The sequence below is a fragment of the Burkholderia oklahomensis C6786 genome (assembly GCF_000959365.1).
Lineage (GTDB): Bacteria > Pseudomonadota > Gammaproteobacteria > Burkholderiales > Burkholderiaceae > Burkholderia > Burkholderia oklahomensis.
This window is the reverse complement of sequence record NZ_CP009556.1, coordinates 2,415,580-2,441,619: the sequence shown is the minus strand read 5'-3', so window position 1 is coordinate 2,441,619 and position 26,040 is coordinate 2,415,580. Positions and strand designations below refer to the sequence as shown.

General features: G+C 68.5%; 25 protein-coding genes. 21 read left to right on the top strand and 4 right to left on the bottom strand.

Translation table 11 applies throughout. The annotated features are described in order from the left end of the window. Window positions 1-52: 52 nt before the first annotated feature. From BG90_RS28495 to BG90_RS28475, 5 genes are all read left to right on the top strand, one after another. Window positions 53-376, top strand: coding sequence for a hypothetical protein (locus BG90_RS28495; RefSeq protein ID WP_010121966.1), 324 nt, complete (start codon window positions 53-55; stop codon window positions 374-376). A 151-nt stretch (window positions 377-527) separates the two neighbouring features. Next, window positions 528-1,775 (top strand): MFS transporter, encoded by a 1,248-nt coding sequence (locus BG90_RS28490; RefSeq protein WP_010111867.1) that lies wholly within the window; start codon window positions 528-530, stop codon window positions 1,773-1,775. A 74-nt stretch (window positions 1,776-1,849) separates the two neighbouring features. Then, entirely contained in the window at window positions 1,850-2,710 is an 861-nt protein-coding gene (locus BG90_RS28485; RefSeq protein WP_010121964.1) for a dihydroorotate dehydrogenase electron transfer subunit, read from the top strand. Further along, entirely contained in the window at window positions 2,703-3,683 is a 981-nt protein-coding gene (locus BG90_RS28480; RefSeq protein ID WP_025990512.1) for a dihydroorotate dehydrogenase, read from the top strand. The genes BG90_RS28485 and BG90_RS28480 overlap by 8 nt, the downstream gene beginning before the upstream one ends. 167 nt (window positions 3,684-3,850) lie before the next feature. After that, window positions 3,851-5,104, top strand: a complete 1,254-nt coding sequence (locus tag BG90_RS28475) for a hydantoinase/carbamoylase family amidase (protein ID WP_025990439.1) — start codon at window positions 3,851-3,853, stop codon at window positions 5,102-5,104. A 449-nt stretch (window positions 5,105-5,553) separates the two neighbouring features. Here BG90_RS28475 and BG90_RS28465 read toward each other — a convergent pair whose 3' ends face one another. After that, entirely contained in the window at window positions 5,554-6,114 is a 561-nt protein-coding gene (locus tag BG90_RS28465) for an SLOG cluster 4 domain-containing protein (RefSeq protein WP_010111856.1), read from the bottom strand. Window positions 6,115-6,388: 274 nt separating this feature from the next. On the opposite strand from BG90_RS28465, the gene BG90_RS28460 reads away from it, so the two are divergent. From BG90_RS28460 to BG90_RS28450, 3 genes are read left to right on the top strand one after another with little or no spacing between them, the layout of a single operon-like run. After that, window positions 6,389-7,615 (top strand): aromatic ring-hydroxylating dioxygenase subunit alpha, encoded by a 1,227-nt coding sequence (locus tag BG90_RS28460; RefSeq protein WP_025990438.1) that lies wholly within the window; start codon window positions 6,389-6,391, stop codon window positions 7,613-7,615. Between the two features lie 38 nt (window positions 7,616-7,653). Further along, window positions 7,654-9,009, top strand: a complete 1,356-nt coding sequence (locus BG90_RS28455) for an SLC13 family permease (RefSeq protein ID WP_045568493.1) — start codon at window positions 7,654-7,656, stop codon at window positions 9,007-9,009. 22 nt (window positions 9,010-9,031) lie between these two features. Continuing rightward, entirely contained in the window at window positions 9,032-10,021 is a 990-nt protein-coding gene (locus tag BG90_RS28450) for a PDR/VanB family oxidoreductase (RefSeq protein ID WP_010118329.1), read from the top strand. Window positions 10,022-10,219: 198 nt separating this feature from the next. Here the strand turns inward: BG90_RS28450 and BG90_RS28445 are convergent, their stop codons facing one another. Further along, window positions 10,220-11,044 carry an IclR family transcriptional regulator gene (locus BG90_RS28445; RefSeq protein WP_010118330.1) on the bottom strand — a complete coding sequence of 275 codons (825 nt, stop codon included), beginning with the start codon at window positions 11,042-11,044 and terminating at the stop codon, window positions 10,220-10,222. Window positions 11,045-11,217: 173 nt separating this feature from the next. Here BG90_RS28445 and BG90_RS28440 point away from each other — a divergent pair, with 173 nt between their 5' ends. From BG90_RS28440 to BG90_RS28385, 11 genes are all read left to right on the top strand, one after another. Then, a complete protein-coding gene (locus tag BG90_RS28440; RefSeq protein WP_025990191.1) occupies window positions 11,218-12,231 on the top strand; it encodes a sugar ABC transporter substrate-binding protein in 1,014 nt (337 codons plus the stop codon). Next, a complete protein-coding gene (locus BG90_RS28435) occupies window positions 12,228-13,769 on the top strand; it encodes a sugar ABC transporter ATP-binding protein (RefSeq protein WP_045568492.1) in 1,542 nt (513 codons plus the stop codon). Before BG90_RS28440 ends, BG90_RS28435 begins: the two co-directional genes overlap by 4 nt. Next, complete coding sequence (locus tag BG90_RS28430) at window positions 13,759-14,784, top strand: ABC transporter permease (protein WP_010119385.1); 1,026 nt, start codon at window positions 13,759-13,761, stop codon at window positions 14,782-14,784. Before BG90_RS28435 ends, BG90_RS28430 begins: the two co-directional genes overlap by 11 nt. Next, window positions 14,781-15,101, top strand: a complete 321-nt coding sequence (locus BG90_RS28425; protein ID WP_010119382.1) for a UxaA family hydrolase — start codon at window positions 14,781-14,783, stop codon at window positions 15,099-15,101. The genes BG90_RS28430 and BG90_RS28425 overlap by 4 nt, the downstream gene beginning before the upstream one ends. A 34-nt stretch (window positions 15,102-15,135) precedes the next feature. Next, complete coding sequence (locus tag BG90_RS28420; protein ID WP_025990280.1) at window positions 15,136-16,491, top strand: UxaA family hydrolase; 1,356 nt, start codon at window positions 15,136-15,138, stop codon at window positions 16,489-16,491. A gap of 238 nt (window positions 16,492-16,729) precedes the next feature. Next, complete coding sequence (locus BG90_RS28410) at window positions 16,730-17,569, top strand: amidohydrolase family protein (RefSeq protein WP_010119377.1); 840 nt, start codon at window positions 16,730-16,732, stop codon at window positions 17,567-17,569. A gap of 114 nt (window positions 17,570-17,683) precedes the next feature. Then, the gene (locus BG90_RS28405; protein ID WP_025990279.1) at window positions 17,684-18,427 is read left to right on the top strand and encodes an SDR family oxidoreductase; all 744 of its coding nucleotides are present in this window, start codon (window positions 17,684-17,686) and stop codon (window positions 18,425-18,427) included. Window positions 18,428-18,498: 71 nt separating this feature from the next. Continuing rightward, window positions 18,499-19,341: an ureidoglycolate lyase gene (locus BG90_RS28400; protein WP_010108607.1), complete on the top strand. Its 843-nt coding sequence runs from the start codon at window positions 18,499-18,501 to the stop codon at window positions 19,339-19,341. Between the two features lie 154 nt (window positions 19,342-19,495). Continuing rightward, window positions 19,496-20,272 carry an SDR family oxidoreductase gene (locus BG90_RS28395; protein WP_010119376.1) on the top strand — a complete coding sequence of 259 codons (777 nt, stop codon included), beginning with the start codon at window positions 19,496-19,498 and terminating at the stop codon, window positions 20,270-20,272. Between the two features lie 35 nt (window positions 20,273-20,307). Then, window positions 20,308-20,646 carry an L-rhamnose mutarotase gene (locus tag BG90_RS28390; RefSeq protein ID WP_025990278.1) on the top strand — a complete coding sequence of 113 codons (339 nt, stop codon included), beginning with the start codon at window positions 20,308-20,310 and terminating at the stop codon, window positions 20,644-20,646. A 260-nt stretch (window positions 20,647-20,906) separates the two neighbouring features. After that, on the top strand, window positions 20,907-21,725 hold the full coding sequence (locus BG90_RS28385; protein ID WP_010119374.1) for a hypothetical protein: 819 nt from the start codon (window positions 20,907-20,909) through the stop codon (window positions 21,723-21,725). 104 nt (window positions 21,726-21,829) lie between these two features. Here BG90_RS28385 and BG90_RS28380 read toward each other — a convergent pair whose 3' ends face one another. After that, on the bottom strand, window positions 21,830-22,444 hold the full coding sequence (locus BG90_RS28380) for a TetR/AcrR family transcriptional regulator (protein WP_010108611.1): 615 nt from the start codon (window positions 22,442-22,444) through the stop codon (window positions 21,830-21,832). A 116-nt stretch (window positions 22,445-22,560) separates the two neighbouring features. Between BG90_RS28380 and BG90_RS28375 the strand changes: the two genes are divergently transcribed. Then, on the top strand, window positions 22,561-22,998 hold the full coding sequence (locus BG90_RS28375) for a hotdog fold domain-containing protein (protein WP_010108612.1): 438 nt from the start codon (window positions 22,561-22,563) through the stop codon (window positions 22,996-22,998). A 146-nt stretch (window positions 22,999-23,144) separates the two neighbouring features. Then, on the top strand, window positions 23,145-24,281 hold the full coding sequence (locus BG90_RS28370; RefSeq protein WP_232355218.1) for a branched-chain amino acid ABC transporter substrate-binding protein: 1,137 nt from the start codon (window positions 23,145-23,147) through the stop codon (window positions 24,279-24,281). Window positions 24,282-24,444: 163 nt separating this feature from the next. On the opposite strand, the gene BG90_RS28365 is transcribed toward BG90_RS28370, so the two are convergent. Next, window positions 24,445-25,275 (bottom strand): lectin OAA family protein, encoded by an 831-nt coding sequence (locus tag BG90_RS28365; protein WP_010112459.1) that lies wholly within the window; start codon window positions 25,273-25,275, stop codon window positions 24,445-24,447. Between the last annotated feature and the right edge of the window lie 765 nt (window positions 25,276-26,040).

Below are 26,040 nucleotides of genomic sequence, written 5' to 3'. Positions count from 1 at the left end.
GCATTCCATTTTTGATGCGAGTAGTCTAAATATTTAGACGAAGGAGCAGGGCATGAATCTCTTGGACGCCACGCAGTGGCTTGCACAGGACATCGTCGGCTTTTCGGACATTCACCGGTTCGCGACGCGCTGTCGCGACGCGGCGGCGCCGCTCGGGCGCGAATCGGCGGCGCTGGTGCTGCTCGCGCAGGCGGCCGCGACATTCGCCGAACGGCAGGAGGGCGTCGCGGTTTGCGCGGAGACGGTGCAGGCGTTTCTCGCCGATCTGCGCGAGCACGCGCGGCGGCTGAGCGACGCGAGTCTCCGCCCGGACGACGCGCTGCTCGCGGCGCTCAACGGCTTCGCCGCGCAGGTGTCGAAGGAGCTGGTCGTCTGATGCGCCGCGCGGGCGCCGATCCGGTCGGGGCGCGGCCTTGTGCCGCGCGAGCCCGATGATCCGGCCGTCGTCCGCTTGTATAAAAAAATCGACAGACGGACGCGATGCGGATCGTCGGCATCTACACCCTCTCTTCACGATACGGACAATCATGGAAGCGAACCTCCGATCCTCTGCGGCCGCGTCCGCCACCGAACCGCCCGAGCGGGTGTCGCGCTACGCGTGGAAAGTGCTGGCCGGCTCGGCGATCGGCTACGCGATGGACGGCTTCGACCTGCTGATCCTCGGCTTCATGCTGCCGGCGATCTCGGCGTCGCTGCAGCTCGGCGCGCAGCAGGCGGGCGCGCTCGTCACGTGGACGCTCGTCGGCGCGGTCGCGGGCGGCGTGATCTTCGGCGCGCTCAGCGATCGATACGGCCGCGTGCGCGTGCTGACCTGGACGATCCTGCTGTTCGCGGTGTTCACCGGGCTCTGCGCGTTCGCGCAGGGCTTCTGGGATCTGCTCGCGTACCGGACCATCGCCGGCATCGGCCTCGGCGGCGAATTCGGCATCGGGATGGCGCTCGCGGCCGAGGCCTGGCCGGCCAGCAAGCGCGCCCGCGTGTCGTCGTACGTCGCGCTCGGCTGGCAGAGCGGCGTGCTGGCGGCGTCGCTGCTGACGCCGCTGCTGCTGCAGCATGTCGGCTGGCGCGGGATGTTCGCGATCGGCGTGCTGCCCGCGGTCGTTGCATGGGTGCTGCGCAACAAGCTGCACGAGCCGGAAGTGTTCGTCCGGAGCAGGCAGCCGGCGCGCGCCGGCTCGCGCTTCCGGCTGCTGTTCGCCGATGCGCGCACGACGCGCACGAGCATCGGCATCGTCGTGCTTTGCGCGGTCCAGAACTTCGGCTACTACGGCATCATGATCTGGATGCCGACGTTCCTGTCGAAGCAACTGGGCTTCTCGCTGACGAAATCGGGGCTGTGGACCGCCGCGACCGTGCTCGGCATGATGGCGGGCGTCTGGCTGTTCGGGCATCTGGCGGACCGGATCGGCCGCAAGCCGACGTTCGTGCTGTATCAGATCGGCTCGGTGGCGATGGTGTTCGCTTATTCGCGGCTGACGGATCCGGCCACGATGCTGTGGGCCGGCGCGCTGATGGGCATGTTCGTGAACGGCATGGTCGGCGGCTACGGCACGCTGATGTCCGAAGCGTATCCGACCGCGGTCCGCGCGACCGCGCAGAACGTGCTCTGGAACGTCGGCCGCGCGATCGGCGGGCTCGGGCCGCTCGTCGTCGGCGCGCTTGCCGCGCGCTATTCGTTTCAGATCGCGATCGCGCTGCTCGCCGCGCTGTACGTGCTCGACATGATCGTCACGGTCGCGCTGATTCCGGAACTGAAGGACAAGGCGCTCGACTGACGCGCTTGCCGTCCGTACCGCCGGGCGGCGCGCGACGCGCCCGCCGCCCGGCCAATCGCAACGAGGAGGGAACGATGGACGTGATCGACGAAGCGCGTTCGTGTGCGACGACGTGGGCGGCCAGCGTCGCCGCGCACGCGTGCGACGTGGTCGGACATCGGGCGGTGAACCGGCGCTACCGCTATCTGCGCGTGCGCGCCGACGCGGCGCTCGCGAGCGTCACGCAGGCAGGCCAGTTCTATCAGCTGATCTGCCCCGTCACCGATCGTCACCGGCCGTTCCTGCCGCGCCCGATGAGCGTGTACGGCGTCGGGCCCGGCGCCGGCGAGATCGAGTTCCTGTACAACGTGACGGGCGAAGGCACGCGCGCGCTCGCGCAGCTCGACGCCGGCGCGCGGCTGTCGATCGTCGGGCCGCTCGGCCGGCCGTTCACGCTCGATCCCGATGCGCGGCGGTTGCTGTTCGTCGCGCGCGGCGTCGGTCTCGCGACGATGGCGCCGCTCGTGCAGCGTGCGACGCAGGCGGGCATCGCGCTGACGGTCGTGATGTCCGCGCGCACGCCGGACGATCTGATGGCCGCGGAATTCCTGCGCGGCGCGCGGGCCGACGTTCATGCGGTGTTCGACAGCGACGGCACGTCGGCGCTCGGGAACGTCGACGCGCTGCTGCGCGACGCGATCGCACGCGATCGGCCGGACGCGGTCTACACGTGCGGCTCGCAACGGCTGCTCGCATTGCTGCAGCGCGTGCTCGCCGACCATCCGTCGATGCGCGGCGAGGTCGCGCTCGAGCAGCGGATGGCGTGCGGGATGGGCGTGTGCCTGTCGTGCGTGCGGATGTTCGACGACGGCGAAATCCGCGGATTCCGGCGCGTGTGCCGCGAAGGCCCGGTGTTCGCGATTCGCGACGTGGTGGCGGAGGTGGATTTTGGCTGATCTGACCGTACGCGTGGGCGAACTGAGCCTGCGCAATCCCGTGATGCCGGCATCCGGCTGTTTCGCGATCGAGTATCGCGAGGCGCTCGACCTGACGCGGCTCGGCGCGCTCGTGATCAAGAGCGTGTCGCCCGTCAGCCGCCCGGGCAACCCGACGCCGCGCGTCGCCGACGCAGGCAACGGGATGCTGAATTCGATCGGCATTCCGAGCCACGGCATCGACTATTACCTCGAACATGTGCTGCCCGCGTATACGGGCTGCGGCACGCCGGTCGTCGCGTCGGTGTCCGCGGATACGGCGGCCGAGTTCGCACGCGCGTGCGAGGCGCTGTCGTTGCCGGAAGTCGCGGCGATCGAGGCGAACATCTCGTGCCCGAATCTCGAAGCGGACGGGATGGCGTTCGGGATGGACGCCGGCGCGACCCGGCAGGTCGTCGACGCGGTGCGCAGGCGCACCCGGCATCCGCTGTGGGTGAAGCTGACGCCGAACGCGGGCAACGTCGCGAAAATCGCGAAGGCGGCCGAGGACGCGGGCGCCGACGCGGTCGTGATGGGCAACACGGTGCTCGGGATGTCGATCGACGTGCGCACGCGCCGGCCGTCGCTCGGCAACGTGATGGGCGGCTTGTCCGGGCCGTCGATCAAGCCGATCGCGCTGCGGCTCGTTCACCAGTGCCATCGCGCGATCTCGATTCCGGTGATCGGCTGCGGCGGCATCCAGAGCGCCGACGACGCGATCGAGTTCCTGCTCGCCGGCGCGAGCGCGGTGCAGGTGGGCACCGCGTCGTTCCGCGATCCGGGCGTGATGCGGACGATCGTCGACGGGCTCGAGCGATTTTGCACGGACGAGGGAGTCGACGCGATCGCGTCGCTGACCGGGCAGATCAGACTCGACGCGGAGCTCGGCGAACGCTGGCAGCGCTTTTGCGCGATGCCGGCGCAAGCGGGCGGCGCGGTGGCGGGGGCGCGATGAACGCGAATGCCGATGTGCCGGGCGCGATCGCCGAATGCGCGTCCGCCGCGCATGCGATGCCGATGGCGACCGCCGATGCGGCCAGCCGGGCCGGCGACGCGCGCGCCGCCGTTGCGGCGCGCGAGGCAGATGACGACGGCGCGCTCACGACGCATGGCGCGGCGGCGATGCCGCTGGCCGGCCTGACGCCGCTCGCCGAGCAGTGGTTCGACGAGATCCGCACGCTGTCGTTCGACGGCGTCGGCGTCACGCGCGAGAGTTACGGCGACAGCGAAACGGCGGCCGCGCGGCGGCTCGCGGAGCATGCGGAACGCGAGGGCATCGCGGTGCGAACCGACCGCGCGGCCAACCTGATCTTCAGCCTGCCGGACGCGGATCCGCACGCGCCCGCGATCTGGGTCGGCTCGCATCTCGACTCGGTGCCGCACGGCGGCAACTACGACGGTCTCGCGGGCGTCGTCGCGGGGCTGCTGTGCCTCGTCGCGCAGCGGCGCGCCGGCCGCGCGTCGCCGCGCCCGCTGAACGTGATCGCGCTGCGCGGCGAAGAGAGCGCGTGGTTCGGCAAGGCTTACGTCGGATCGAGCGCGCTGTTCGGCCGGCTGAAGCCGGCCGATCTCGCGATGAAACACCGCAGCAACGGCCGCACGCTTGCCGACTGCATGGCGGCGGCGGGCGTCGACGTCGATGCGGTCCGTGCGCAGAAGCCGCTGTTCGACGCGCGGCGCGCGCATGCGTATCTGGAGCTGCACATCGAACAGGGGCCGGTGATGGTCGCGCGAGGGCTGCCGGTCGCGGTCGTGTCCGGCATTCGCGGCAACGTGCGGCACAACTCGATCAGTTGCATCGGCGAGGCCGGCCACTCCGGCGCGGTGCCCCGGAACCTGCGACACGACGCGATCTTCGCGGTCGCGGAGCTCATCACGCGGCTCGACGAGCACTGGCGCAGGCTGCTCGAACGCGACATCGATCTCGTCGTGACGACCGGCATCGTGTCGACCGATCAGGACGAGCATTCGATTTCGCGGATCCCCGGCCAGGTGCATTTCAGCTTCGAAGCGCGCAGCGAGAGCGCCGAGACGCTCGACGTCTTCCATGAGCTGCTGATCGCCGAATGCAATTCGATTTCGCGCGAGCGCGGCGTGCGGTTCGATTTCGACCGCCGTCTCGCGAGCGCGCCGGCGCGGATGGATCCCGCACTGCGCGCCGCGCTCGCCGACGCGTGCGCGCGGCTCGACGTGCCGTTCGCGACGCTGCCGAGCGGCGCGGGCCACGACGCGGCGCTGTTCGCGAACGCGGGCGTGCCGAGCGGGATGCTGTTCGTGCGCAATGATCACGGATCGCACAACCCGCACGAGGCGATGTCGATCGACGATTTCATGCTCGGCGCCGGCGTGCTCGCCGAGACGATCTCGCGTCTCTGACCGGCGACACGAGCGGCGACGATGGCCGGCACGCTGACGATGCGAAGTCCAGACGAAGGCGTCGTGCGGCTGCGCGGGCATCTTCAACGCGCCGTTCGCGCTTGAGGCGCATGCAACCGTGATCGCCGGGGAAGGCGCGCTCGATCGGCTCGAAGCGTTCGCGAGCGGGCACGGTGCGCGTTTCTACGGGCTTCGGCCGAATCGCGGGACGTGACGCTGACGCGGCGCGAGCAGACGGTGCCGTCACGGATCGACGTCGAGCGCGGCGACGCGCGCGTGCCTTTTCTTGCGTCGGAGACGTTGGTGATGCGATGCGAGCGGTCGCGAGAGGCGGCGGTGGCGGTGATGGCGGTGATGGCGACGCGGCGGCGAGCGCGTCGAGGCGAACCGCGTGCGGCGGCGCTCGCCGCGGTCGTTCCCGCGATTGCGTCGCGCCCGCCGGCCGTCGATCACGCGGGCGGAGATTCCGCTCCGGCGCCGGCCTTCGCGCGGCGTAATTGCGAGAGCACGAACGCGTAGACGTCGTCGAGCGCGGACACGATTCGCGTGCCGGGCGGGACGCCGTCGAACGCGCCGGCCGGCCCGATGCAGATCAGCGGCTTCGCGAAGCGCGTCGCGAGGCGGATCTCGTCGAGCGTGCCCTTGCTGCCCGGCAGCGCGACGACGACATCGCTCGTCAGCACGTTCACGTAGTTGCGGCTCAGTGCGTCGTCCGGCGCATCGGCTTCCTTGCGCGGCAGCGGCGTGACGACGGGCAGATCGATGAACGGATTCGGATAGCCGGCGATCGGCACGAAGCCGAACACAGGATGCGTTTCGCTCGGCACGATGCCGATCGAGCGGCCGCGGCGGCCCGGCGTCGTCGCATACGCGCGCGCGGTCGACAGCATCACGCCGCGGCCGGCGCCCGTCAGCAGGTCGAACCCTTGCGCGGCGATCCACGCGCCGAGCGGCGTCGCCAGCTCCGGCCATTCGTTCTTGCCCGAGCCCATCACGCCAATGATCGCCATCTCGTGTCCTCCTGGTTGGCCGGCGCACGGCACGCCGATCTCCGGGATGGCTCGTGCCGTCTGTCTTTTTAATTATACACACGGGCCGAATTTCAGTGACGCGAACTGAGAATCACGCTGAAAATTGTGGATTTTCCTGCCTTGCAATTTTTCGCGACTTTCTTTAATCTAAAAAAATAGACAAACGGCAATCGTATCGCGACCCGAGTATTCGCCGGTACGCAGACGTTTCCTGGGGCGATACAGCCCGCTACAACCTGAGAGAGGTGCATTCATGCTTGACCACGCCACCAACGAACTGCTGACCCGCGTGGGGCCGGGCACGCCGTGCGGCGAGTTGCTGCGTCGCTACTGGCATCCGGTCGGCTATTCGTCGGAACTGGCCGAGGCCGGCCAGACGAAGCGCGTGCGAATCCTCGGCGAGGACCTGGTGCTCGCGCGCACCGAGGGCGGCGACGTGCTGCTCGTGCAGGAGCGTTGCCCGCATCGCGGCGCGTCGCTGCTGTACGGCTTCGTCGAGGGCGAGACGATCCGCTGCGCGTATCACGGCTGGCTGTACAACGCGGCCGGCGAATGCGTCGAGCGGCCGTTCGAATCGGCGAAGGCGAGCCGCGCCTGCAAGAAGCTGATCGACAGCTACGCGACGCACGAATGCGGCGGGCTGATCTTCGCGTACATGGGGCCGGCCGAACAGAAGCCCGCGTTTCCGAACTGGGACATTCTCGTGCGCAACGACGGCGTCCGCCATTTCGAGGTGCAGGACGATCTCGCGTGCAACTGGTTTCAGGTGCAGGAGAACGCGGTCGACGTCACGCACACGTTCTACACGCACTCGAAATACTTCGAACGCCTCGGCATGCGCGACGCGTCCGGGTTCGGCAAGCCGTTCAAGCGGTTCGGCTTCCAGCGCTTCGACTGGGGGATCGTGAAGAGCTGGGAATACGAAGGCGAGGGCCGCGGCTGGGGCAATCTGATGGTGTTTCCGAACATGCTCCGGATCATGACCGAGATGCACTGGCGCGTGCCCGTCGACGATACGACGACGCGGATCGTCTGGGTGTCGTTCACGCCGAACGCGGACGGCGCGCCTGCGCAAACGGACGAGGCGCCGAGGATCGTCCGCCAGCCGGCGCGCACCGACGAACGCGGCCGCTATCTGATGAATACGTTCATGAGCCAGGATGCGATGGCGGTCGAGACGCAGGGGCCGATCTTCGATCGCTCGCGCGAGAACCTCGGCGCGTCCGATCGCGGGATCGTGATGTTCCGCCAGATGCTGCAGGAGCAGATCGACGCGGTTGCGCGCGGCGAGCGGCCTGTCGCGAACGTCTACGGCGGCGCGCCGGATGTGACCGACCTGCGCGAATGGATGGGCGGCTATCTGCCGATGAGCTGCGCCCCCGATCCGACGTTCCGCCAGCGGCGCGAATTCGGCGACATCTTCGACGATGCGCACGTCGAATACGAGATCCCGGCGAACTCGCCGGTGATGCGCGGTTGAGCGGCCGTGCGATTGGCGGGCCGGACCGCGGGGCGGGCATGCTGACGGGCGGGCGCGTCGCGGCCGTGCTGCTCGCGGCGGGGCTCGCGGCCGTCGCCGTGCTCGGCGCGCGCGGCACGATGTCGGCCGGCGATGCGCGGATCGTCGCGATCGTGTTCACCTGCATCGTGCTGTGGGCGACGGGAGCGGTCGCGAGCCTCTGGGTGTCGCTGCTGTTCTTCTTTCTCGCGGCGACGTGCACGTCGGTGCCGACCGCCGAGATCTTCTCCGGCTTCGGGTCGAGCGCGTTCTGGCTCGTGTTCAGCGGCGCGGCGATCGGATTCGCGCTGAAGGAGAGCGGCTTGAGCGAACGGATCGGCGTCGCGCTCGCGCGGCGGCTCGGCGGCTCGTATCTGAAGGCGCTGCTCGCGTTCGCGATGCTGAGCTTCCTGCTGTCGCTCGTGATGCCGTCGACGTTCGGGCGGATCGCGATCCTGATTCCGATCGCGATCGGCTACTGCGACGTCGTGAAGCTTGGCGCGCACGCGAACGGGCGGCGCGGAATCCTGCTGCTCGTGATCGTCGGTTCGTACGAGCTGGCCGCCGCGGTGCTGCCGGCAAACCTGCCGAACGTGATCATGGCGGGGATCCTCGAGCAGTCGCACGAGCTGCATCTGCGCTTCTCCGAGTATCTGCTGCTGTTCTTCCCGGCCGGCGTGATCGTGCGCGGCGCGGTGCTGGTGTTCGCGTCCTACTGGCTGTTCGCGGATACGGTCGGCGAGGTCGCGATACCGGCGGCGCGCGTCGCGGTCGGTCGCCGCGAATGGCATGCGATCGTGCTGCTTGCGATCACGCTTGCGCTCTGGTTCACCGATTCCGTGCATCACATCGCGCCCGGCTGGGTCGGGCTCGGCTTCACGCTCGTCTACTTCGTCACGTCGCCGCCCGCGCAGCTCGAACGCTTCACCGCGACGCTGAAAATGGATCTGCTGTGGTTCATCGCGGCGATCATCGGGCTGACCGCGCTCGTCAATCACCTCGACATGCGCGTGCCGGACACGCTCGCGCTCGATACGCTGCGCGACAGCCCGATGCTCGCGTACTTCTCGTTGACCGCGCTGTCGATCGTCGTCTGCTTCGCTGTCACGTCGAACGCGGAGCCGGCGCTGTACGTGCCGATCGTGTCGCGCGTGCTCGCGCAGGGGCTGCATCTGAAGGCCGGCCTGCTCGCGCAGGTGATGGGCTACGCGACGACGGTCCTGCCGTATCAGTCGCCGCCGATCGTATTCGGCAACACGCTCGCGCAAGTGGACCGGCGCGCGGCGCTCCGATACTGCATCGCGACTGCGCTGCTGGGCGTGGTGTTCGTGATTCCGATCAATGCGCTGTGGTGGCGGCTGATCGGGCTGCTGTAGGTTTTCCTGAACGGTGATTCCGATGATCGACAACGATCTGATTGCGGCGCGCGTGATCGCGCGCGAACGCGTCGCGTGCGACGTGATTTCGCTGCGGCTCGTCAGCGACGCGCCGGACCTTCCGCTGCCGGCGTTCGAGGCCGGCGCGCACATCGACCTGCATCTGCGCGGCGGGCTCACGCGCAAGTATTCGCTGTGCAACGACCCGTTCGAGCGCGGCGTGTACGAGATCGCGATCAAGCGCGAGCCGGCGTCGCGGGGCGGCTCCGCGCACATGCACGACGCGGTCCGCGTCGGCGACGTGCTGCGGATCGGCGCGCCGCTGAATTATTTCCCGCTGGCGCCGGACGGCAGCCCGGCCGTGCTGCTCGCCGCCGGGATCGGCGTGACGCCGCTGCTCGCGATGGCGCACAGCCTGATCCGCGCGGGGCGGCCGCTCGCGTTGCACTACTTCGTGCGCTCGGACGACGCGGCCGCGTATCGGCTGACGCTCGCGTCGCGGCTCGCGGACGTCGCGACGGTGCACACGGGGCTGACGCCGGACGCAACGGGCGACGCGATCGCGGCGATCGTCGGCGCGATGGACGCGCGCGCGCATCTGTACTTCTGCGGGCCGGCGCCGTTCATGGCGGCCGTCGACGCGATCGCGCGCCCGGCGCTCGGCGACGCGCGGCTGCATCACGAGTACTTTTCCGCGCCGATCGCGGGCGAGGCGGCCGGCGCCGGCGATGCCGCGGGCGAGGCCGGCGCGTTCCGGATCGAGCTCGCGCGCTCGCAGCGCGTGTTGCTCGTGCCGCCGGGACAATCGATCACCGACGTGCTGTTCGACCACGATATCCCGATTGCCACCTCGTGCGAGGCGGGCATCTGCGGCGCATGCCGGACGGCGGTGCTCGAGGGCACGCCCGATCATCGCGACGCGTTTCTGAGCACGGCGGAAAAAGCCCGCAACGATTGCATGATGCCGTGTGTGTCGCGATGCCGCGGCGAACGGCTGGTGCTCGATCTTTGAGAGGCGTCGAAGGCATCGCACGTAGGCTTCGACTTGGCTGTCTCGGGTGAGACGGGGCCTATCGCGACAGAACCTCGCGCGGCCCGCGGCGGACCGGGCGCGTCGGCCTGGCGATGTCGCCGCCCGGGCGGGCAAACGCGCCGGCCCGATCCGCGCAAGCGTCGTTGCGCCGTGGCTATGCAACGACCCGTCCGACCGTCACGCCGCCGTTTCCCTGAACATCGACAACCCCGCCGCCGTCGCGCTCAGACGTTCGACGACGTCGTCGAGCGACGGCGCGACATATGCGTCGATCCGGCGAATATACGGACACGTGAGCACGGCGATCGCCTGCCCGGCCGGGCCGACGATCGGATAGGTGATGTCGGTGACGCCGAACATCTGGCGGCTGTCCTGCTGCACATGCCCGGCCGCGCGGATCGCGTCGAGGCATACGTCGAGATTGCGCGCCGCGAGCGGCTGCTCGCCTTTCACCTTCGTATGCTCGGCGAGCATGTGCGCGCGCTGCTCGCTCGACTGGAACGCGAGCAGCGCCTGACCGGACGCGGTGTCGACGAGCCCGACGCGCGAGCCGAGCTTCACCGAGATGCCCCAGATGCCGGGGCCGTCGACCTGCGCGATCACGAGCAGATTGCCGCGGTCGTAGACGGACAGGTGGCACGACTGCTCGGCCTCGTCCGCGAAGCGCTGCATCGGCGGCAGCGCTTCGGCGATCAGCCGGTGCATCGGCGGGTGCCGATGCGACAGCGCGAACAGCTTCAGGCTCAGCGTGTAGCGGTCGCCGCCCGGCGAGCGGATCACGTATTGCCGCGCGACGAGCCGCTCGAGCATCCGGTAGATCTCGCTCGCGTTGCGGCCGAGCTCCTTCGTGATTTCCGTGCGCGTCAGGCCTTCCTTCTGTTCGGACAGCAGCTCGAGGATGTCGAGCCCCTTGTCGAGCGCCGGCGCGCGGTAGCGGTCGGCGTCGTCGAAATCCTGCGGCTCGTCGGCATGGCCGGCCGGTCGTGCTTTCTGGGTGCTCATGGTGGCGATCGGGTGCGTCGGATGGAGATAGGGATAGGGAAAATACGCAGTCATTCTGCGCTACGTTTCCTTGACTTCAAAAATTCCGTATATAAATAATAATTTCGCCAGTGAACAGATGGCAACGGTCCGTGCGCCGGGCCGACAAATATCAGAGGAAACAGGAGACAGGCATGACGTGGACCAATCGCGGGCGAGCACCCGCCTTGTGCGCCGCGCTGGCGGGCGCGATCGCCGCCTCGCCGGCGGGCGCGGATACGGGCAAGGTCGGGCTTGACCTGCCGCTGCTGACTTCGCCGTTCTGGCAGTCGTACAACAATTATTTGCTGCACTACGCGAAGGATATGCAGATCGACGCGCTCGCGCCCGTCAACTCGAACGGCGATCCCGCGCAGCAGATCACGGACATGAACAACCTGCTGAACCTCGGTGCGAAGGGGATCGTCGTCGGGCCGCTCGATTCGGCGGCGATCAGCCGCGCGCTCGAAGCGGCGGCCGCGCGCAAGGTGCCCGTCGTCGCGGTGGACGTCGCGCCGACGCAGGGCAAGGTCGCGATGGTCGTGCGCGCCGACAATCGCGCATACGGCGAGAAGGCGTGCAAGTACATCGGCGAGCACGTGCAGAAGGGCAAGGTCGTGCAGATCATGGGCGATCTCGCGTCGGTGAACGGCCGCGACCGCTCGGAGGCGTTCCGCGCGTGCATGAAGGGCTATCCGAGCCTGCAGGTGCTGGAGATTCCGGCCGCGTGGAAGGGTGACGTCGCCGCGACCGCGCTCGACAGCCTGCTGACCGCGAATCCGGACGTGAAGGGCATCTACATGCAGGCGGGCGGCGTCTATCTGTCGCCGACGCTGCAGACGCTGCGCCGCAAGCAGATGCTGTATCCGGCGGGCGATCCGAAACACGTCGTGATCGTCAGCAACGACGGCATCCCGCAGGAATACGAAGCGATCCGCCGCGGCGACATCGACGCGACCGTGTCGCAGCCCGCCGACCTGTACGCGCGCTACGGACTTTTCTACATCAAGGCGGCGCTCGCCGGCCAGACCTTCAAGCCGGGGCCGACCGGCCACGGCAGCGTGATCGTGCAGCGCGCGCCCGGCATTCTCGAAGACCAGTTGCCCGCGCCGCTCGTGACGAAGGCGAACGTCGACGACAAGAGCCTGTGGGGCAACACGCTCAAATGAGCGCGATTGCCGCCACCGCCACGGTTGACGCCGCCGCCGCGCCCGTCGTCGAGGCGCGGACCGTCACGAAGCGCTTCGGGCCGCATACGGCGCTCGCGGACGTCGACCTGTGCGTGCGGCCGGGCGAATCGCACGCGCTCGTCGGCCGCAACGGGGCGGGCAAGTCGACACTCGTGTCGATCTTGACCGGGCTGCGCAAGCCCGATGCGGGCGTCGTGCGCTTCGGCAACGAGGACGCGCCGCCGCTCGCCGATCGCGACGGCTGGCGCGCGCGCGTCGCGTGCGTCTATCAGCATTCGACGATCATCCGCGAGCTCACGGTCGCCGAGAATCTGTTCATCAACCGGCAGCCGACGAAGCGCGGCGCGATCGACTGGCGCGCGCTGCGGCGCGACGCACGCGCGCTGCTCGATCACTGGCGGATCGACGTCGGCGAGGACGCGCGCGCGGGCGACCTGACGGTCGAGGCGCGCCAGCTCGTCGAGATCGCGCGGGCGCTGTCGTACGGCGCGCGCTTCATCATCCTCGACGAGCCGACCGCGCAGCTCGACGGCGACGAGATCAAGCGGCTGTTCGCGCGAATCCGCGAGCTGCAGCGCGAAGGCGTGACCTTCCTGTTCATCTCGCATCACCTGCAGGAGGTGTACGACATCTGCCAGGCGGTGACGGTGCTGCGCGACGCGCGCCACATCGTCAGCGCGCCGGTGGCGGCGCTGCCGCGCGATGCGCTGATCGAAGCGATGACGGGCGAGCGCGGCGGGCTCGCGGTTGCCGACGCGGCGTGCCGGCCGCCGCTGCCGGACGACTCGCCGCCCGCGCTCGAGGTCGACCGTCTCGCGGGCGGCGACTACGAAGGCGTGTCGTTTCACGTGCGGCGCGGCGAAGTGGTCGGCCTCGCGGGCGCGACGAGCAGCGGCCGCACGAGCGTCGCGGAGGCCGTGGCCGGGCTGCGCGCGCCGCGCGCCGGCGCGATCCGCGTCGACGGCGCCGCGCTGCCGTCGGGCGACGTGCCCGCCGCGCTCGCGCGCGGCGTCGGCTGCGTGCCGAAGGACCGGCATCGCGAAGGGCTCGTGCTCGGCGAATCGGTGGCCGAGAACGCGTCGATGACGATCGCGGGCGCGCTCGGGCGCTTCGGGCTCGCGCCGCCCGCGAAGAAGCGCGCGTTCGGCGCGCGGATGATCGACGCGCTCGGCATCGTCGCGCAGGGGCCGCAGCAGCCGGTGTCGGGCCTGTCGGGCGGCAACCAGCAGAAGGTCGTGATGGCGCGCGCGCTCGCGAACGATCCGCGCGTGCTCGTGCTGATCGATCCGACCGCGGGCGTCGACGTGAAATCGAAGGAGGCGCTGCTCGCCGTCGTCGAGCGCGTGCGCGACGACGGCAAGGCGGTGCTCGTCGCGTCGGGCGAGCTCGACGACCTGCGCACCTGCGACCGCGTGCTCGTGATGTTCCGCGGCCGCATCGTCGCGGCGTTTCCGGCCGGCTGGCAGGACAACGAATTGATTGCAGCAATCGAAGGAGTCGATGCCCATGAAGTCTAGCCTGACGAGTCCCGCGCTGCCGCCGGGACCGGCGCGCACCGTCGCGCGCAGGCCGTTCGAGTTCGCGCGGCTGCGCGATCTCGCGCTGTTGCCGGCGCTCGTGCTGCTGATCGTGATCGGCGCGTTCGTGAGCCCGAGCTTCCTGACGAAGGCGAACCTGATCAGTGTGCTCGGCGCGTCGGCGGCGCTCGCGCTCGTCGTGCTCGCCGAATCGCTGATCGTGCTGACGGGCAAGTTCGACCTGTCGCTCGAATCGACCGTCGGCATCGCGCCCGCGATCGGCGCGATGCTCGTGATGCCCGCCGCGTCGGCCGGATTCGGCTTCCAGTGGCCCGCCGCGGCCGGGCTGCTCGCGATCGTCGCGGTCGGCGCGCTGATCGGCTTCGTCAACGGTTTTCTCGTCGTGAAGATGCGGCTCAACGCGTTCATCGTCACGCTCGCGATGCTGATCGTGCTGCGCGGGATGCTCGTCGGCGCGACGAAGGGCGGCACGCTGTTCGACATGCCGCCGTCGTTCTTCGCGCTCGCGACGACGATCGTCTTCGGCCTGCCGTTGTCGGTATGGCTCGCGGCGGCCGTGTTCGGCTGCGCGGCGTTCATGCTGCGCTACCACCGGCTCGGCCGCGCGCTGTACGCGATCGGCGGCAACGCTCAAGCCGCGCGCGCGGCCGGGATTCGCGTCGAGCGGATCACGTGGGGCGTGTTCGTGCTCGGCAGCGTGCTCGCGTCGATCGGCGGCCTCGTCGTCACGGGCTACGTCGGCGCGATCAATGCGAACCAGGGCAACGGGATGATCTTCACCGTGTTCGCGGCCGCGGTGATCGGCGGCATCTCGCTCGACGGCGGCAAGGGCACGATGCTCGGCGCGCTGACGGGCGTGCTGCTGCTCGGCGTCGTGCAGAACCTGCTGACGCTCGCGCAGGTGCCGTCGTTCTGGATCCAGGCGATCTACGGCGCGATCATCCTCGGCGCGCTGATGGTCGCGCGCGTCGCGGGCGGCGAGGAGCCGTCATGAGCGCCGCCGTCATCGATGCGCGGCTGCTGCTGCTGTCGCCCGACGACAACTGCCTGATCGCGGCGGCGCGCCTCGACGCCGGGCAGCGCGTGCTGATCGACGGCGAGCCGGTCGTGCTCGCTCGGACGATCGAGCTCGGCCACAAGGTCGCGCGCGCGCCGCTGTCGGCGAACGACAAGGTGCTGCGCTACGGCGCGGCGATCGGCCACGTGATCCGCGACGTCGCGCGCGGCGAGCATCTGCACACGCACAACCTCGTCAGCGACTACCTGCCGACGTACACGCACGACGCGGGCCGCGCGTTCGTCACGCATTGACGCCGTCGCGGCCGCTTATTCAGGGGAACCATTCATGTCAGTGACCGTTTCCACGCCGGGTTCCCCCGACGTCTTCTCCGACATCTCCTCCGACGGCGAGCGCGTGCCGCCCGACGGCGTGCGCAGCGCCGTGCTCGCCGGCTATTTGCGCGGCGACGGACGCAAGGGCATCCGCAACATCGTCGCGGTCGCATATCTCGTCGAATGCGCGCATCACGTCGCGCGCGAAATCGTCGCGCAGTTCCGCGCGCCGCTGCGTTTCGGCGACGATGCGCCCGCCGCCGACGAGCCGCCCGTGCATCTGATCGGCTTTCCGGGCTGCTACCCGAACGGCTATGCGGAAAAGATGATGGAGCGGCTCGCGACGCATCCGAACGTCGGCGCGGTGCTGTTCGTGTCGCTCGGCTGCGAGAGCATGAACAAGCATTTCCTCGTCGATGCGGTGCGCGCGAGCGGCCGCCCGGCCGAGGTGCTGACGATCCAGGACGCGGGCGGCACGCTCGCCACGATCGGCGCCGGCGTCGACTGGGTCCGCGGCGCGCGCGCGCAGCTCGCGAAGCACGCGAAGGTGCCGATGGGCATCGAAGAGCTGATCGTCGGCACGATCTGCGGCGGATCGGACGGCACGAGCGGCATCACCGCGAATCCGGCCGTCGGCCGCGCGTTCGACCTGCTCGTCGAGCAGGGCGCCGCGTGCCTGTTCGAGGAGACGGGCGAGCTCGTCGGCTGCGAATACCACATGCAGAGCCGCGCCGCGCGGCCCGAGCTCGGGCGCGAGATCGTCGCGTGCGTGCAGAAGGCGGAGCGCTATTACGCGATCCTCGGGCACGGCAGCTTCGCGGTCGGCAACGCGGACGGCGGCCTCACGACGCAGGAGGAGAAGTCGCTCGGCGCGTATGCGAAGAGCGGCGCGTCGCCGATCGTCGGCATCGTGAAGCCGGGCGACGTGCCGCCGACGCCCGGCCTCTATCTGCTCGACGTCGTGCCGGACGGCGAGCCGCGCTTCGGATTCCCGAACATCAGCGACAACGCGGAGATCGCCGAGCTGATCGCATGCGGCGCGCACGTGATCCTGTTTACGACCGGCCGCGGCTCGGTGGTCGGCTCCGCGCTCGCGCCCGTCGTCAAGGTGTGCGCGAATCCGGCGACGTACCGGAAGCTCGAAGGCGACATGGACGTCGATGCGGGCCGCATCCTCGAAGGCCGCGCGACGCTCGACGACGTCGGGCGCGAGATCTTCGCGAAGACGCTCGCGGTCGCGAGCGGCGCGACGTCGAAATCGGAGGCGCTCGGCCATCAGGAGTTCATCCTGACGTACAAGGCGTTCGAGCCGCTCGGGCCCGCGTGCCTGCCCGTCGCCGGGCCGCTGCGCGTCGCGCGGCCGGCATGATGGCGGAGGCTGCGCGAATGGCGGAGGCGTTGAAACGGACGTTCGCTTTCGGGCGAAGCGTGACGCGCGCACGCGTCGTCGGCGCGCGCCGACGATGGCGCGGCGCGCCCGACGTGCCCGACGCGCGGCGCGTGCGGATGTCACGAGCGGCGCATCGGATGGCCGACGCCGACCCGGCACGCAAAGCGGTTTCGGCGATGCGCCGCCCGGCTGCCTCGTTCTCGATCGGGAGCCGCGCGTGAGCGAAATCATCGACGCCCATCAGCACTACTGGGATCCCGCGCGCGGCGACTACGGCTGGCTCACGCCCGCGCTAGCGCCGCTGTACCGCCCGTTCGGCCCCGCCGACCTCGCGCCGCTGCGCGCGGCCGCGGGCGTTGCGCGCACGATCGTCGTGCAAGCGGCGCCGACCGTCGACGAGACGCGCTATCTGCTCGATCTCGCGAGGCGCGACGCGTCGATTGCGGGCGTGGTCGGCTGGGCGCCGCTCGATGCGAAGCACGCGCCCGATACGCTCGCCGCGCTCGCGCGCGACCCGTCGTTCAAGGGCGTGCGGCCGATGCTGCAGGACCTGCTCGACGCCGCATGGATCGCCGACCCGGCGCTTACCCCCGCGATCGACGCGCTCGTCGAGCTCGATCTCGCGTTCGACGCGCTCGTGACGCCGCGGCACCTCGCGCCGCTCGCGACGTTCGCGCGGCGCTTCCCGCGGCTGCGGCTCGTCGTCGATCACGGCGCGAAGCCGCCGATCCACATGGGTCGAGACGGTTGGCAGCCATGGGCCGACGGGATCGCGGCGCTCGCCGCACTGCCGAACGTGCACTGCAAGCTGTCGGGGCTCGCGACCGAGGCGGCGCACGGCTGGAATCGCGACACGCTCGCGCGTCACGTCGACCATCTGTTCGACGTGTTCGGCGCGACGCGCATGATCTGGGGCAGCGACTGGCCGGTGCTGAATCTGAACGGCGACTATGCGAGCTGGCATGCGGCCGCGCATGCGCTGACCGTCGCCCGTTTCGGCGAAAGCGCGTGCGACGCGGTGTTCGGCGCGAACGCGGCCGCGTTCTACCGGCTATGAGCGGAGCGCCGGCCGCGTGAGCTCCACCCATTTCGCGTCGCCGCTCGCGGCCTGCGCAGCCCGGCCGCGACGACACGCTTCATCCGACAGACACCACCTCATCGGGAGCTGAGCATGGGACAGAGATTGGCAGGCAAGGCGGCGCTCGTCACGGCAGCGGCGCAGGGCATCGGCCGCGCGGCGGCGGAGCGGCTCGCGCACGAAGGCGCGCGCGTGATCGCGACGGACATCCGCATCGACGGATTGCGGGACGGCCCGTTCGACGCGCGCGCGCTCGACGTGCGCGACGGCGCGGCGATCGGCGCGCTCGCCGACGAGCTCGGACCCGTCGACGTGCTGTTCAATTGCGCGGGCTTCGTCCATGCGGGCTCGGTGCTCGATGCGACCGAGGACGAATGGGATTTCGGATTCGACCTGAACGTGAAGTCGATGTATCGAACGATCCGCGCGTTCCTGCCGGGGATGCTCGTGCGCAAGCGCGGCGCGATCATCAACATGGCGTCCGCCGCGTCGAGCGTGAAGGGGGTGCCGAACCGGTTCGTCTACGGCGCGACGAAGGCGGCCGTGATCGGCCTGACGAAATCCGTCGCGGCGGACTTCGTCGCGCAAGGGATCCGCTGCAACGCGATTTGCCCGGGCACCGTCGAGTCGCCGTCGCTCGATGCGCGCATCGTCGAGCAGGCGCGCGCGCGCGGCGAATCGATCGATGCGGTGCGCGCGGCGTTCGTCGCGCGTCAGCCGATGGGGCGCATCGGCAAGCCGGAGGAGATCGCGGCGCTCGTCGCCTATCTCGCGTCCGACGAGTCGTCGTTTACGACCGGCGCGATTCACATGATCGACGGCGGATGGTCGAACTGACGCCGATTGCACGCGGCTGCCATGCGCACGATTCCTCTCTTCTCGATTTCACTCACCTCCTTGGCGAACTCATGAAATTGCTGCGATACGGGGCGAAGTCCCACGAAAAGCCCGGCCTGCTCGATGCGCAAGGGCGCATCCGCGACCTGTCCGGCGTCATCGACGACGTGGCGGGCGACGCGCTCGCGCCCGACGCGCTCGCGCGGCTGCGCGCGATCGATCCGTCGAGCCTGCCGCTCGTCGACGGCGCGCCGCGGCTCGGCGCGTGCGTCGGCGGCGTCGGCAAGTTCATCTGCATCGGGCTCAACTACTCGGACCACGCGGCGGAATCCGGCATGGACGTGCCGGGCGAGCCGGTGATCTTCAGCAAATGGACGAGCGCGATCGGCGGTCCCGACGACGACGTCGAGATCCCGCGCGGCTCGACGAAGACCGACTGGGAAGTCGAGCTCGGCGTCGTGATCGGCGCGGGCGGACGCCACATCGACGAAGCCGACGCGCTCGCGCACGTCGCCGGCTATTGCGTCGTCAACGACGTATCGGAGCGCGAGTACCAGCTCGAGCGCGGCGGCACGTGGGACAAGGGCAAGGGATGCGACACGTTCGGCCCGCTCGGCCCGTGGCTCGTGACGGCCGACGAAGTGGCCGATCCGCATCGGCTGAAGCTGTGGCTCGACGTCGACGGACATCGCTATCAGAATGGATCGACCGCGACGATGATCTTCCGCGTGCCGTTCCTGATCAGCTACCTGAGCCGCTTCATGAGCCTGCAGCCGGGCGACGTGATCTCGACCGGCACGCCGCCCGGCGTCGGGCTCGGACAGAAGCCGCCCGTCTATCTGCGCGCGGGCCAGATGATGACGCTCGGCATCGAGGGGCTCGGCGAGCAGCGGCAGCGAGTGGTGCAGGGCTGAGGCGGGATCGAGTCGCGCATCGGATCGAGCGTCGCGCATTGGCGCCGTGGGTCGTCGCTGCCGATGCGAGGACGCATCACGCCGGCGCCCGCACGCGATCCGATTCGTTGTCCGGCTCGCCCGCACGCGGCACATGGACACAAGGAGCGGACCAGTGAATCTGAACCTGAAAGACAAGGTCGTGATCGTGACGGGCGGCGGCTCGGGCATCGGCGGTGCGATCACGCTCGCGTTGGCGGACGAGGGCGCGATTCCGGTCGTGCTCGGCCGCAGCTCGCTCGACGAGGCGTTCTCCGAGCGCATGCTGCAATCGCAGCCGCGCGCGCGCTTCGTCCAGGTCGATCTCGTCGACGATGCGGGCTGCCGCGCGGCCGTCGAACAGACGGTCGCGACGTTCGGCAGGATCGACGGGCTCGTCAATAACGCGGGCGTCAACGACGGCGTGGGGCTCGACGCGGGCCGCGACGCGTTCGTCGCGTCGCTCGACAGGAACCTGATTCATTACTACGTGATGGCGCACTACTGCGTGCCGCACCTGAAGGCGAGCCGCGGCGCGATCGTGAACGTGTCGTCGAAGACCGCGGTCACGGGCCAGGGTGGCACGAGCGGCTATTGCGCGTCGAAGGGCGCGCAATTGTCGTTGACGCGCGAATGGGCGGCGTCGCTCGCCGACGACGGCGTGCGCGTCAACGCGGTGATTCCGGCCGAGGTGATGACGCCGCTCTACGCGAACTGGCTGGAGCATTTCGACGATCCGCACGCGAAGCTGCGGTCGATCACGCGGAAGATCCCGCTCGGCAAGCGGATGACGACCGCCGACGAGATCGCGTGGACGACGGTGTTCCTGCTGTCGGACCGGTCGTCGCACACGACGGGCCAGTGGCTCTTCGTCGACGGCGGCTACACGCATCTCGACCGCGCGCTGACCTGACGCGGATGCACGAACGATCGACGACGGAGCGCGCGATGCGTTACTGCCTGGCGTTGGACCTGAAGGACGACCCGGATTCGATTGCGCGTTACGACGCGTATCATGCGCGGATCTGGCCGGAGGTCGCCGCGCATCTTCGCGCGCACGGCGTCGTCGCGCTGGAGATCTACCGGCTCGGCACGCGGCTGACGATGCTGATGGAGACCGACGACGCGGTGTTCGATGCGGCGCGCTTCGATGCCGATACGCGCGCCGATGCGAAGATCGTCGAATGGGAAACATTGATGAGCACGTTCCAGCAGCCGACGCCATGGACGCCGGCCGGCTCGAAGTGGACGCCGATGACGCGGATCTTCGATCTCTCGAAGCAGTGATGCGCGGCATCGTCGGCTGAAAACGCGTCCTTCGTCGCGCCGCGCAAACGAAGTGTGTCCGATGACCGGCGAACGCGCGACGGCGGCCGTTTCGCGAGCGATGAGCAAGCGTGTCGTTCCGCTGCCGGGGCGCGGGAACGTTCGGTCGTTGCGGATCGAACGTTGCATTTCGCTGAACGTCCGTCGATTGCGGCGGCGGATTCGATGCGGTCCGCGGAGGCCGCGCGCGGCTTCCGAACTTTCCACAGCGGAGGACGACGATGAGTTTTCTGAACTACGGTACTCAGACGAACCCGCGCTGGACAGTCGACCAGCCGATCTTCACGATCGCGCGCGTTCGACAGGGCCGGCAGGCGACGTATGTTCGCGGACGCGAATTCGGCGCGTCATGCGCGTCGGCGTTGCTCGGGCCCGATCTCAAGATGCCCGGCCAGGGGCAGAGCAACCAGCCGCAAGTGGGCGGCGCGCCATGGGATGTGCTGATGGCGGGCGGTCCGCCGCTGACGTTCGTCCAGGATGTGAATCCCAGTTACCGCCCGTGGGTTCGCGGGCACCTGATCAACGGCGGCTGGGGCGGCTCGGGCCGGGACTGGCGCAACCTCACGCCGCTGACCCATTCGGCCAACATGAATCACAAGACGGTCGAGACGTACATCAACAACTTCCTGGAGCTGAGCCGCCGATACGAGGCGAGCGGAAGGCGGGACGCCTGGTATGGCGTCTACTACTGCGTGCAGTGCGCGGCGGACCCGTTCGCGCTCCAGCCCGTCGCAACCGAGCTGTACGCGTATGCGCCGAGCTTCATCAGGATCGGCTGGTGCGCGGTGTGCGTCGAGAAACCGGTCGGAGGCGGCACGGCGGGCGCCGTGGCCCAGACGGCGGTCAATGAATTGACCGCCGGCACGTTGAGTGCCGCGCCGTCGCTTCCGTTCGCCCCGCCGGCGCGCGCCTGGGGGGCGAGTCCGACGCTGCCTCGCGGCGAGCGGCCGGGCAACCCGGTGCTCGGTTCGTTTCCGGGCGACTGCCCGCCCGCGGCCGGGAACGGATTCGACGGCTGGATCGAGATCCATCAGGGCTAGGGCCCGTTCACGCGAATGACGGGCCGCCGGCCTGCGAGCGACGCCGCTTCCGCCGCGCATGCCCGGCGCATGCCGCGCGCGGCGACGGCCGCGCGGCCGGTCCCTCACTTCGAAACCGACCGCCACGCCGCGATCGCGAGCGCTTCCCGGTACTTGGCGGGCGCCGACTTGACCCGGCCGTTCAGCCACGCGCGACAGTAGTTCTCCGATTGGCCGACGATGAGCGACGGCAGCAGCTCCGCCGGCCATTGTTCCAATTCGTCGCGCCCCGACGCGTGCGCGAACCAGGCGATCACGCGGCGATTGCGCGCGCGGTTCTTCTCCGCCAGCTCGTCCGCGCGCGGCCCCGACGCGACGGCCGTGCGCGCCATGAACTGAAAGCGCGCGAACTCGGGCTGTGCGCTGACCCAATCGACATAGCTGTGGACGAGCGCGGCGACGCCTTCCCGCGCGGTCGTCGCGCGCCCGATGTAGTCGGCGAGCAGTTGCGCCTGGTCTTCGATCGCACACAGGAAGAGCGCGGCGATCAGGCCGTCCTTGTTGCCGAAGTGGTGATAGATATTGCCGACGCTGGTGTCGCAGCGCTCGCGGATCATCTCGATCGTCGTGGGCTCGAGCCCGTGATCGTTGAAGCAGGCGAGCGCGGTCGCGAGGATCGTGCGCTTCAGGTGCGCGCGGTGGCCGGGGAACTGCCGCGTCAGGATGTCGAGGGTAGGCAAGCTGGATCGCGAACGAAAAACTGGAGTCACGCAATAGTACCTTGACGCTCACCAATGAAACAGAATAATCTTCTGCAACAGAACTTTGTTCTGTTTTCATCGAAACGGGAGACAACATGAGTCAGGTTCTCGAGATGTTCAAGACGGCCGGGTCCGCGCAATTCAGCAAGATGGTCTGTCAGATGGCGCCGTTCTTCGGCACGATCGAGCCGCAGGTCGTCGAGCTGCAGCCCGGTCGGGCGGAGGCGAAAATCGGCTTCCGGCGTGAAATCACCAATCATCTCGGCACGGTTCACGCGATCGCGCTGTGCAATGCGGCCGAGCTGGTCGCGGGGCTGATGACCCAGGTGTCGATTCCGGACGGCCTGCGCTGGATTCCGAAAGGCATGACCGTCGAATACCTCGCGAAGGCGAAGACGGACGTGACGGCGGTCGCCGACGGCTCGGCCGTCGACTGGCAGAGCGAAGGCGACAAGATCGTGCCGGTCGAAGTGACCGACGCCGAAGGCAAGACGGTGTTCACCGCGCGGATCACGATGAACATCAAGGCTTGAGGCCGCCGGCGCGGGCGCCGGCCGGGGAGGCGGCGCCTGTGTCTGCGACGCGAAGGCGCGCACGCGCGGCTCGCTGCAGCGAATTTTGACCGGGTATGATCTGATCATATGATCAACGCCCGTCCAACAAGGAGACTGCAGTGAAAATGAAAATCCGCAAACTGTTGCCGATCAGCGCGGCTGCGATGCTCGCGGCCGCGGCCGTGACGAATGCGGCGGCCGACCAGGTCGTCAAGATCGGCAGCGCCGAGCCACTGACGGGCGGCATCGCCCACCTCGGCAAGGACAACGAGAACGGCGCGCGTCTCGCGGTCGAAGAGATCAATGCGAAGGGCCTCACGATCGGCGGCCAGAAGGTCACGCTCCAGCTCGACGCGCAAGACGACGCGGCCGACCCGCGCACCGCGACGCAGGTCGCGCAGAAGCTCGTCGACGGCAAGGTCGTCGCGGTCATCGGCCACCTGAACTCGGGCACGTCGATCCCGGCGTCGAAGATCTACAGCGACGCCGGCATCCTGCAGATCTCGCCGTCGGCGACGAATCCGGCCTATACGCAGCAGGGCTTCAAGACGACCTACCGGGTCGTCGCGACCGACGCGCAGCAAGGCCCGGCGCTCGCCGACTACGCGAAGCAGAAAGGGATCAAGACGGTCGCGGTCGTCGACGATTCGACCGCATACGGCCAGGGCCTCGCGAACGAATTCGAGAAAAAGGCGAAGGCGCTCGGCCTGAAGGTGCTGTCGCACGACGCGACGAACGACAAGGCGGTCGACTTCCGCGCGATCCTGACGAAGATCAAGGGCACGAATCCGGACGCGATCATGTACGGCGGCATGGACGCGACGGGCGGCCCGTTCGCGAAGCAGGCGAAGCAGCTCGGCCTGCGCGCGAAGATCTTCTCGGGCGACGGCGTGTGCACCGAGCAGCTTCCCGCGCTCGCGGGCGCGGCGGCCGACAACGTCGTGTGCTCGCAGGCGGGCGCGGCGCTCGAGAAGATGCCGGGCGGCGCGGCGTTCCAGGCGAAGTACGAGAAGCGCTTCAACCAGCCGATCCGCTTCGACGCGCCGTTCACGTACGACGCGGTGTACATCGTCGTCGATGCGATGAAGCGCGCGAACTCGACCGATCCGGCGAAGATCCTCGCGGCGATGCCGAAGACGAACTACACGGGCGTGATCGGCACGACGATCTTCGATTCGAAGGGCGACCTGAAGCACGGCGTGATTTCGCTGTACGACTTCAAGGGCGGCAAGAAGACCTTCCTCGATCAGGTCACGATGTAAGCGATGCGGCGGCGCTTGCCGCCGGATGTGCCGATTGAAAAGACGGGCGGGCGCCGGATGGCGACGTCCGCCCGTCTCGTTTTTCGTCCGGCGGGACGAAGGAAATCGCGTTGTCGAGACGCAACCATTCCGCCCGAGGCCGCCGCCGGGAGCCTCGCCGACGTTATTGCGGCAATGCCATCGCACGGAAGCCGATTGGGCCTTCGCCGCTGTAGGTCATGCTGCCATGGAACGTGTTGCCGTTGTCGCCAGAGGTGATGTAGAGCTCCACGACGTTTTGGCCTGAGCGGCAGCCGAGCAGCCAGATGCCGCCCGGATGCCACGGAGCGGACGTTCCGCCCCACTGATTTTCGACCGCGTAGTTGTTGCCCGCGACCGAATTCCCCTTGAAGCCGATCGGCCCCTCGCCGGCATAAGTCATGTTCCCGTTCAGCGTCTTGCCGCTGTCCGTGGAGCCGATGCTTACCGCGACAACGGCCTGATCGCGCGCGCCGATCACCCATACGCCGCCGTTGTGCCAGGGGGCCGACGAACCGCCCCATTGATTCTCGACCGCGTAGACGCCACCGTCGGCCTGCTGGCTCTTGAAGCCGATCGGGCCTTCACCCGCGTACGTCATCGTTCCCGCGAGCGTTGCGCCCTGGTCGCCGGATTCGATGTCGAGCGCCACTACTTGCTGATTGACGCGGCAGCCTATGACCCACGTGCCGCCCGGATGCCAGGGGGCCGAGCTTCCGCCCCATTGATTTTCGACCGCGTACGTGTTGCTTTGCGTGAGCGTCGCCCTGAAGCCGATCGGACCTTCTCCGACGTAGGTCATCGTGCCGGTCAGGGTCCTTCCACCGTCTCCGGACTTGATGTTGAGTGCCACGACGTTCTGACCGGAGCGGCATCCTAGCACCCACATGCCGCCTTCATGCCACGGTGCCGACGAGCCACCCCATTGATTCTGCACGTGCTGCAGATTGTTGAAGCCCTTGCTGGTCTTTGTCATTTTTATCTCCGGTGATAGTACGGGTAGCGTGGGAGTTCAACCCACGTACGGAGAACGGCCTTGCACTTTAATTTTCATTGCCGCGCCCGTCATCCTGTTCCAGAAAGCGAGTGCCCAAGCAACATGATCGAATTTGGACAAGGCAAAGACGTGTTTTGCGATTGCACGGCCGATCAAACGAGATGGCCGCGATTGCCTGCATGACGAGCCGATTTGTTTCTCGCAGGCGATCGACGCTGCGACTCGTTCTCAAAAAAAGTAGTTCAGATCCGAACCCATCACAACTACTAGAACCCGTAGGTAAGCGGCAGATTTTGCGATGGCGCGGCGACTGGGGAACGGGCGCTGTGCTGTTGCCGTACCGAACGCGGGGCAGGTCATCGTCCGCGGAGACACCTACTAATACTGTCAGGCTGCCGCCCTTGAGCGATCGCCTAGACTTCAATCATTTCACCGGGACCCACGCGTGATTTTTCGGGTTGGTATCGGTGCTTCTCATATCGGCGCGCTACACGACACAGCATGACCGGAGCCCCGTGAATCGACAGGGCTCCCCGTGCGAAATCGGGCAGGGCGCAGACATTCGGGGGTGGTGGAGGCTCGACGTCACGGGCTTCAACGCCTGAGCCGGGCGTCTTCGTAGCGGCGCGTCAAACTCGACACCGAACTTTTTCCGGTGTGTGCGTGCGGCCGGCAATCTGCATCATCCGCTGGAGCGACTTCCGCATACTTCAAAAACGATGAGTGGGATGCCAAATGAATTCA

Bases quoted from the DNA above. Each gene is read 5' to 3' on its own strand.
- BG90_RS28495 (WP_010121966.1), top strand. From the start codon at position 53: ATGAATCTCTTGGACGCCACGCAGTGGCTTGCACAGGACATCGTCGGC.
- BG90_RS28490 (WP_010111867.1), top strand. From the start codon at position 528: ATGGAAGCGAACCTCCGATCCTCTGCGGCCGCGTCCGCCACCGAACCG.
- BG90_RS28485 (WP_010121964.1), top strand. From the start codon at position 1,850: ATGGACGTGATCGACGAAGCGCGTTCGTGTGCGACGACGTGGGCGGCC.
- BG90_RS28475 (WP_025990439.1), top strand. From the start codon at position 3,851: ATGCCGCTGGCCGGCCTGACGCCGCTCGCCGAGCAGTGGTTCGACGAG.
- BG90_RS28465 (WP_010111856.1), bottom strand. From the start codon at position 6,114: ATGGCGATCATTGGCGTGATGGGCTCGGGCAAGAACGAATGGCCGGAG.
- BG90_RS28460 (WP_025990438.1), top strand. From the start codon at position 6,389: ATGCTTGACCACGCCACCAACGAACTGCTGACCCGCGTGGGGCCGGGC.
- BG90_RS28455 (WP_045568493.1), top strand. From the start codon at position 7,654: ATGCTGACGGGCGGGCGCGTCGCGGCCGTGCTGCTCGCGGCGGGGCTC.
- BG90_RS28450 (WP_010118329.1), top strand. From the start codon at position 9,032: ATGATCGACAACGATCTGATTGCGGCGCGCGTGATCGCGCGCGAACGC.
- BG90_RS28445 (WP_010118330.1), bottom strand. From the start codon at position 11,044: ATGAGCACCCAGAAAGCACGACCGGCCGGCCATGCCGACGAGCCGCAG.
- BG90_RS28440 (WP_025990191.1), top strand. From the start codon at position 11,218: ATGACGTGGACCAATCGCGGGCGAGCACCCGCCTTGTGCGCCGCGCTG.
- BG90_RS28435 (WP_045568492.1), top strand. From the start codon at position 12,228: ATGAGCGCGATTGCCGCCACCGCCACGGTTGACGCCGCCGCCGCGCCC.
- BG90_RS28430 (WP_010119385.1), top strand. From the start codon at position 13,759: ATGAAGTCTAGCCTGACGAGTCCCGCGCTGCCGCCGGGACCGGCGCGC.
- BG90_RS28425 (WP_010119382.1), top strand. From the start codon at position 14,781: ATGAGCGCCGCCGTCATCGATGCGCGGCTGCTGCTGCTGTCGCCCGAC.
- BG90_RS28420 (WP_025990280.1), top strand. From the start codon at position 15,136: ATGTCAGTGACCGTTTCCACGCCGGGTTCCCCCGACGTCTTCTCCGAC.
- BG90_RS28405 (WP_025990279.1), top strand. From the start codon at position 17,684: ATGGGACAGAGATTGGCAGGCAAGGCGGCGCTCGTCACGGCAGCGGCG.
- BG90_RS28400 (WP_010108607.1), top strand. From the start codon at position 18,499: ATGAAATTGCTGCGATACGGGGCGAAGTCCCACGAAAAGCCCGGCCTG.
- BG90_RS28390 (WP_025990278.1), top strand. From the start codon at position 20,308: ATGCGTTACTGCCTGGCGTTGGACCTGAAGGACGACCCGGATTCGATT.
- BG90_RS28385 (WP_010119374.1), top strand. From the start codon at position 20,907: ATGAGTTTTCTGAACTACGGTACTCAGACGAACCCGCGCTGGACAGTC.
- BG90_RS28375 (WP_010108612.1), top strand. From the start codon at position 22,561: ATGAGTCAGGTTCTCGAGATGTTCAAGACGGCCGGGTCCGCGCAATTC.
- BG90_RS28370 (WP_232355218.1), top strand. From the start codon at position 23,145: ATGAAAATCCGCAAACTGTTGCCGATCAGCGCGGCTGCGATGCTCGCG.
- BG90_RS28365 (WP_010112459.1), bottom strand. From the start codon at position 25,275: ATGACAAAGACCAGCAAGGGCTTCAACAATCTGCAGCACGTGCAGAAT.